Source organism: Mycolicibacter nonchromogenicus (assembly GCF_002101775.1).
Lineage (GTDB): Bacteria > Actinomycetota > Actinomycetes > Mycobacteriales > Mycobacteriaceae > Mycobacterium > Mycobacterium nonchromogenicum.
The window spans coordinates 49,665-56,907 of record NZ_LQPI01000085.1; the positions used below are offsets into that span (position 1 = coordinate 49,665).

Genomic DNA, 7,243 nt, shown 5'->3' on the forward strand with positions numbered 1-7,243 from the left:
CCCCAAAATCTGCTCAGAAAGGGTGCTTTCGCGTCTGCTCGCGCGGGGTTAGTCGCGCCGACGGGTGTCAGCGAGCCAGGGCGTCAGCGCGTTGCCGCGTGCGCCCCGGCGCGCCGGCCGAAGAACGACCCCTCGCCCAATTGGGTTCCGCTGGCGTAGCCCTTGCCGTCCTGGGCGATGTTGGCCGCACAGGCACCGGCGGCATACAGGCCCGGGATCGGCCGGCCATCGCTGCGCAACACCTCGCCGTCCACCGAGGTCGCCAGCCCGCCGATAGTGAAGCCGGCGTAGACGGCCTTACCCAGCGACAGGTCGAACGCGCCCCACGGTCCGGTGTCCTGCGGAGCCAAGAACGGCGGCTGCTTGTGAAAGTCCGGGTCCTGGCCCTGCGCCGCGTAGGTGTTGTAGCGGTCCAGGGTGGCCACCAGGTTTCCTTCCGGAATACCCAGTGCCGCCTCCATTTCCGGCACGGTCTCCCATCCGTCGATCAGCGGCACCAAGGGCACCTGCGGCTTGCGCATGTGCGCCTCGTCCACGATCAGGAACGCCGCGCTGTCGGGCTGGTCCATGACGAACCCCGACGTACGCGAGTGATAGGAGTCCTCGGCGACGAAACGCTTGCCCTCTTTGTTGACGATGATCCCGGTGAGCAGGATCGAGGGCGGATAGACCGGGGCGGTGATGAAGATCTGGTCCATGTGCTTGGTGGCGGCGCCCACCGACATCCCCATCCGGATACCCAGGCCGTCGTCATAGGTGTTGCCCAGCACGAACGGCTTCTCCGCCAGCTTCGGCGTGTACTGGGCGACCATCTCCGGATTCATCACGAAGCCACCGGCGGCGATCACCACCGACTTCGCTTTGATGACACCGCTTTCGGTGAAGTGCTTCCACGTGACTCCCACGACGGCGCCGGAGGCATCGGTGACCAGACCGGTGGCGCCGGTCTCGTAGCGGATCGTCACGCCGAGGCTGTCGGCCCGCTTCAGCAGCAGGTCGATCGCCATCTTGGCGCCCTGGGTGTCACCGGGCACCGGAACCTTGTGCCCGCGCGGCGCCGGAACGGCCTCGTTGAGAAACGGCCACACCTTCTCGTTGCCGGTGAACATCAGCCCCTCGGTGTTGGGCTGGATCACCGCCTTCTCCGGGTAGTAGCTGCGCTCGAACTTGATACCCAGGTCCTCGAGCCAGTTGAAGTGCTCGACGCTGCCGTCGCAATAGGCCCGGATCTTGTCGTGTTCGGGTTCACGCGACACCGCGACGAGGTACTTGTACATCTCGTCCGCGCTGTCGGTGTGGCCGGTGGCCTCCTGGACCGCGGTACCGCCGCCGAGGTAGAAGTGGCCGCCTGCCATGGCGGTGGTGCCGCCGGCCTCGGCCGCGCGCTCCAGCACCAGAACCCGGGCTCCGGCCGCTGCCGCGGTGACCGCCGCGCAGCCGCCGCCGATGCCGAAGCCGATCACCACGACGTCGACGTCGTCGGACCACTCCGAAACAGCTTCGGCACTGGTGGTGTCCGGGATCTGGGTGCTCATTGCCGCTGCTCCTGTTTGATGTAGTCGAAGACCGCACGGATCTCGGCCGGGACGTAGGCGATCTCCAGGTAGGGGATGCCGGACTCTTCAGCCGAGACGTACGCGAATTGCATGCCGCCGGGCATCACGCCCCGGGCAACCACGGCGGCGCCCTGCTCGGCGGCGTCGTTCAGCATAACGTCGAAGTTTTCGGGGTCCTCGGCCTCGATGCAGACATGGTGCAGGCCCGGGCCGTGGGCACGCAGGAAGTCATCGTAGAGGCTGTGCCCGCGCACCGGTGCGATCAGCTCCAGTTGCATCTCGCCGACGTAGCTCAGCGCGATGTCGGCGACGAAATCAGCCGGCTCGCCCAGATAGCTGCAGGTGTCCGGAGCGAAGTGCACCCCGGGCATACGGACCCATCTGCGCACCCCGAGCAACGCGGTCAGCATCGATGCGCCTGCATCGAGATCGTCGGTGACCCAGGCGATCTGGACGGGTGGCCGTGGTGGCGGCGTCACGGCAACGGGGCCGGAACGCCGACGTCTTCTTGGACCTGCTGCGAGATCGCCGACCACGACACCGCAGCCGGGAACTCGCCCCAGACACTGTTGAACAGCCCGACGATTCGGGCCGGGCCGCCGTCGCGGATCGCATACACCGGGCCGCCGGAGTCACCCTGCTGACTGCGAATGCTCTTCGTCATGGTGAACCAGCCGTTGTTGACACGTTCGATGGTGCCGCAGGTCTCTCCGGTGACGATGCCGTAGTGGCAGACCGCATCACCGGGCATCAGCCAGTCATCCGGGCCGGCCTGTAGCTGCAGACCGCCCGGCAGGACATCGTTGACCTCGACGTCATCGGCCAGCACGATCGATTCGTAGTCGGCGATCACCTGGTCGGTGTTGACGGTCGAACCATTGGGTGTGTTGTCGCGAAAGGTCGCCAGCCGGCCGATCACCGCCCCACCGCGATCGGTGACGGTTCCGCTCCCCCGGCAATGGCCGGCGGTGAACGCCACCCGCAACACCGGGTCGACGTAACCGAGGGTGCAGACGTGGGTGTCCTGGCGGATCTCCATACCCGGGTACACCAGCACACCGTCGGCTCGGGCCGGAAAGACCGTCGGCCCGGCGACTGTCGCACCGATCCCCAGCAGCACTGCCAGCACCCGCGCAACGCGCCTGCGCAACCGTCGACTCCTATCGTTTCGGGGCCGGTTTCGCTCCGGCCGGGTCAAGCCAGCGTTGCGCAGCGCGGCGATCAGGGGATCGTCAGCTCCTGACCGGGGTGGATGAGATCGGGGTTGGCGATACCGCTGGCCTCCGCGATCTGCGGGTACTTGCTGCCGTCACCGTAGAACCGCTCGGCGATGGCCCACAGGGTGTCACCGGCGACGACGGTGTAGGTGCGCGCCGCAGGTGCGGCCGGTGCCTCGGGTGCGGCCTCCTCCACGGGAGCCGGCGCCTCTTCGGCCTTGGGCTCCTCCGGCGGCGGAGCGTCGGTCTCGGTCTTGGTGGACCAGGCCGCGCCGTCGGCCGCGTAGAGCACCAGGTTGCGGTCGTCCTGCAGAACCAGCTTGACGTCCTTCTTGCCCTTGGTGTCGGTGTGCCAGATCGGCTTGTCGGCGGTGTACAGCACAAAGTTTCCGTCGGTCTGCACCTCGGCGCGCACCACGTCGTTGCCGTTGGTGCCCGATGCCCAGATCGCCTTGCCGCGCGCCGCCAACACCAGGTTGCCGTCGTCCTGCAGCGTCAGGGTGTAGGCCCCGTTGTTGGAGGTCAGCGACTCCCCCTTGACGAGCTTCTTGCCTGCAGTGAGGGTGTCCCCCAAGCTCTGTGCCATGTTGTCCCCTTTTCCTCGACGCGCCGCGACCGGAGTCACCGGGCGTTGTCGCTTCGTTGCGACGTAAGTCAGCCTAGGCGAACGGCCGCCGGTGCACCCCGCATTACGTCAGGGCAATCTCGGTTGCTGGGCGACGGCGGCGGCCGGGGCCGCGGGCTGCCAGCCGGGCGGGCCGAAGATGTAGCCCAGCCGGTCGCGCCACCGAGTCGCACGGCGTACGTCGGCGATGATCGAGGCGTACTCGTGAAACTGCAGGGTCAGGATGTTGAAGGTGTCGACCGGCTTGGTCAGCCCGTAGTGCGGGCGGAACCGTTCGGGAGCGAAGCTGCCGAACATCCGGTCCCAGATGATGAGGATGCCGCCGTAGTTCTTGTCCAGGTACTCCGGGTCCATGCCGTGGTGCACCCGGTGATGTGACGGGGTGTTGAACAGGAATTCGATCGCCCGCGGCAGTTTGTCGATCCGTTCGGTATGCACCCAGAACTGATAGACCAGGCTCACCGAGAAGCTGGCGAACACCATCCACGGTGGAATTCCCAGCAGCGGCAAGGGAGTCCACATCAAGATCTCGCCACTGTTGTTCCACTTCTGGCGCAGTGCGGTGGCGAAGTTGAAGTACCGGCTGGAGTGGTGCGCTTGGTGGGTCGCCCAGAACAATCGGATCCGGTGGGCAATGCGGTGGTAGGCGTAGTAGAGCAGGTCCACCCCGACCAGTGCGATCACCCAGGTGTACCAGCGCGACGGCGACAGGTGCCACGGCGCCACATAGGTATAGATCGCCGCGTAGCCGAGCAGTGCGATGAATTTCCAGCCGGCGGTGGTGGCCATGGACACCAGGCCCATCGAGATGCTCGCCCAGGCGTCCGGGGTGCGGTAGGCGCCGACGGGCACCTGCTCTGCGTCGTACTGTTCGAGTTTGCGTGCGGCGAACCACTCCAAGCTCAGCAGCAGCAGGAAAAAGGGCACCGCGAAGATCACCGGGTCGCGCATCGGCCCCGGCAATGCCGACCAGACACCCGCTATCGCATCCACCGTCGTCACCTCCGGACCATCAGCCTAGCGATGCGCCCAGGAATCAGTCCGCCGACAGCGACGACTGATCCTCGGCGTGCCACTGGACGGCGTAGACGCCGGGTTGCAGCGACAGCTCGGCCACCAGTCGCTCCAGCCGTTCCGGCGCTCGACCGTCCGACAACATCGACGCGGTGAGCGCGATGTTGTCCTCGCCGGCGCGAACCGTGTGGATCCCGCGCAGGATCAGGTCGTTGTTGGCGGTGTGCTGCACGATCTGGGCGCGCAGGTACTTTTCGGACTTCGGCCGGCAGATCACCTGCACCTCATACGGCGACTGCGGTTCGTCCTCCTCCACGTGCTGATCACGGTCGATGAATCGACCAAGCGGCCGCAACAGCAGATGGGTGGCGACGACCGCGCCGGTCCCGATCAGTGCGAACACCGGGTCACCGGCCGCCGCCAGTACACCGACGGCGGCCGAGCACCACAGGGTGGCCGCGGTGTTGAGGCCACGGACGTTGAACCCCTCGCGCAGGATCACCCCACCGCCGAGAAAGCCCACGCCCGACACCACGTACGAGGCGACGCGGGTGGAGTTGGGTTCCACGGTGACGGCGTACAGCACGAACAGCGTCGCACCGGCGGCGACGAGCGCGTTGGTCCGCAGCCCCGCCATGCGCGCACGCCACTGTCGCTCCAGCCCGATCAGTGCCCCGCAGCCCAGCCCGACAGCCAGCCGCACGGTGAACTCGGCGACGCTCAGCGTCTGCATGGCTCAACGATGACATATGACTAGCCGGCGACCACCGGCCGAGCCATCACCGTGGGCTTGAAGCCGTACCGGGGGGCGGCGAAACCGTAGTTGCGGCCCTGCCCGCCCACCAGCGGCACCCCGGGCGCGCCGGCCGCACCCGCCTCCGGTGCGTGCGCCGCGACGGTCCAACCGGTGGCGGCCACCGAGCTGCCCGGCACGCCGGTGGCCGGAACGGCGGCGGCCCACGCCTGCGGCACCGACATGGACCCGACCGACGCGGCCTGACCCATGCTGGCCGAGGCGGTGCCCACCCCACCGATCCCGGCGCCCAGGCCCTGCAGACCGTTGCCCAGCCCGCTCATCCCGCCGATCATCGGCGTGAACGGGTCGATCGCGCCCAGCCCGAGCGGGTCCCCGGCGGCGATGGCAGCACCGCGCAGCACCGCCATGTCGGCGGCGAAGCTGGATACCGCCTGCACACCCATCGGGCTGAACGAGCTGCTCATCAGGTTGGTCAACCCGTTGGTCACGTCGCCCGTGCTGATCCCCTCGGCAGCGGTCGACGCTGATTGGACCGGCGTCGCGAGAGCCTGCAGCGCCTGGGGCGTATTGGTCAACGCCTGCGAGGCTGCCGACTGTGCATTCGACGTGGCGGCCGTACCGGCGGCCTGGGACACCGCCGCCTGCTGCGCACCCTGGCCCGCCGGGTCGACGACCTCACGCGGTGCGGTGAACGGGGTGACCTTGGTCGCGGCCGCGGACGACGCGGCGTAGGCATACATCGCGGCGGCGTCCTGGGCCCACATCTGGGCGTACTGCGCCTCGGTCGCCGCGATCGCCGCCGCGTTCTGTCCGAAGATGTTGGTGGCCACCAACGTTGCGAGCTGAGCTCGGTTGGCCGCGATCAGCGGCGGCGCGACCGTCATCGCATAGACCGCGTCGAACGCCGCGGCCGCCGCCCGGGCCTGCATCGCGGCCTGCTCCACCTGGGCGGCGGTGGTGCCCATCCAGGCCACATAGGGCGCCACCGCGGCGGCCATCGCGTTGGATGCCGGCCCCATCCAGCCTTCGCCGACGAGTCCGTTGATGACGGCCTGGTAGGCGGCCTCGGCCGAGCTGAGTTCGGCGGCCATCTTGTCCCAGGCCGCGGCGGCGGCCATCATCGGGCCCGAGCCGGGGCCGGCGTAGATACGTGCTGAGTTGATTTCCGGGGGAAAGGCTCCGAAGTCCATGGCGGTGCTCCTTTGGATGGTTTCTCGGTGACGACTGACGTGTCTGGGTGTGCAGGCGGGGGCAGTGCCCGAAATGCGTTGCAGCCGTATTCCGTACGGCAGGAGAGATCGGGACAGCGGTCGTGGCGACATTCCGGCGCGAGCCATGCCGAGTCGATCGCACGCTCGACGGAATCGCCGAGCCGCCAACCGATTTCAAGGCATGCCGAAGCCTGGCGCCTGCCGCTTCCGGGCACGCCAGTCGACGAGTTCAGCGTCGGTGCGAATCAGATGGTGAGAGCAGTACCGAGATCGAAGGAGACGAACATCGATCTCGGATAGGAACTATCACTCGGACTCAATGTCGCTCTCACCTCCTCTCGGCCTGGGCACACGCGGGTGCCTGCACGTATGCACGACGAGGTGAGGTAACCCGGTGACAACCGGAATCCCGCACCCCACTCGTCAGAGCTTCGGCACTGCACGGCGTGTCCTGGCCTGCGCATATGTGCAAACCCGGAAGCCACTTGGGCTCAACCCTTAATCCGGGAGGAGCTGTCCTGACCCGGGGCGTCTTTCGACGTTCGGGGTCAGTGGCCTGTATCCATGCAGACGCCTCACCTAACGAGGTGCTTGCGTAACCATAGTGCACCAGCGCGGTGGCAGGGTCAATCCGAACCGCCGGGGCCGCGGGCGTTCTCGTGCCGATTTTCACCCACCGGGGCCGAAAGCGGCTGCCGTCAAGCGAGTTCGACTGTTACCCGAAATACAGAACGCGGCGGCACACCCGGGTCAGGTGTGCCGCCGCGCTCTCGAAAAACGGGGCGCTCAGGCCCAGCTGGATCCGACCGACGCGTCGGTGTTGGCCATGTTGTGGCCGGCCGACTGCACCTTCTGACCGTGAG

General features: G+C 67.5%; 7 protein-coding genes and 1 riboswitch. All 7 genes read right to left on the reverse strand.

Features of this window, described 5'->3' with window-relative positions; translation table 11 throughout:
* Nucleotides 1–83 precede the first annotated feature (83 nt).
* The gene (locus AWC18_RS19855) at nucleotides 84–1,535 is read right to left on the reverse strand and encodes an FAD-binding protein (RefSeq protein WP_085139851.1); all 1,452 of its coding nucleotides are present in this window, start codon (nucleotides 1,533–1,535) and stop codon (nucleotides 84–86) included.
* On the reverse strand, nucleotides 1,532–2,035 hold the full coding sequence (locus AWC18_RS19860; RefSeq protein ID WP_085139852.1) for a VOC family protein: 504 nt from the start codon (nucleotides 2,033–2,035) through the stop codon (nucleotides 1,532–1,534). Before AWC18_RS19860 ends, AWC18_RS19855 begins: the two co-directional genes overlap by 4 nt.
* A complete protein-coding gene (locus tag AWC18_RS19865; protein WP_474628128.1) occupies nucleotides 2,032–2,685 on the reverse strand; it encodes an Rv1815 family serine proteinase in 654 nt (217 codons plus the stop codon). Before AWC18_RS19865 ends, AWC18_RS19860 begins: the two co-directional genes overlap by 4 nt.
* 92 nt (nucleotides 2,686–2,777) lie before the next feature.
* A complete protein-coding gene (locus AWC18_RS19870; protein ID WP_109551965.1) occupies nucleotides 2,778–3,347 on the reverse strand; it encodes a LysM peptidoglycan-binding domain-containing protein in 570 nt (189 codons plus the stop codon).
* Between the two features lie 120 nt (nucleotides 3,348–3,467).
* On the reverse strand, nucleotides 3,468–4,391 hold the full coding sequence (locus tag AWC18_RS19875) for a sterol desaturase family protein (protein ID WP_064996371.1): 924 nt from the start codon (nucleotides 4,389–4,391) through the stop codon (nucleotides 3,468–3,470).
* A 43-nt stretch (nucleotides 4,392–4,434) separates the two neighbouring features.
* Nucleotides 4,435–5,145, reverse strand: coding sequence for an MgtC/SapB family protein (locus AWC18_RS19880; RefSeq protein WP_064996343.1), 711 nt, complete (start codon nucleotides 5,143–5,145; stop codon nucleotides 4,435–4,437).
* Nucleotides 5,146–5,165: 20 nt separating this feature from the next.
* Nucleotides 5,166–6,359, reverse strand: a complete 1,194-nt coding sequence (locus AWC18_RS19885; RefSeq protein WP_085139853.1) for a PPE family protein — start codon at nucleotides 6,357–6,359, stop codon at nucleotides 5,166–5,168.
* A gap of 429 nt (nucleotides 6,360–6,788) precedes the next feature.
* A riboswitch (M-box (ykoK) riboswitch) is annotated at nucleotides 6,789–6,974 on the reverse strand.
* Between the last annotated feature and the right edge of the window lie 269 nt (nucleotides 6,975–7,243).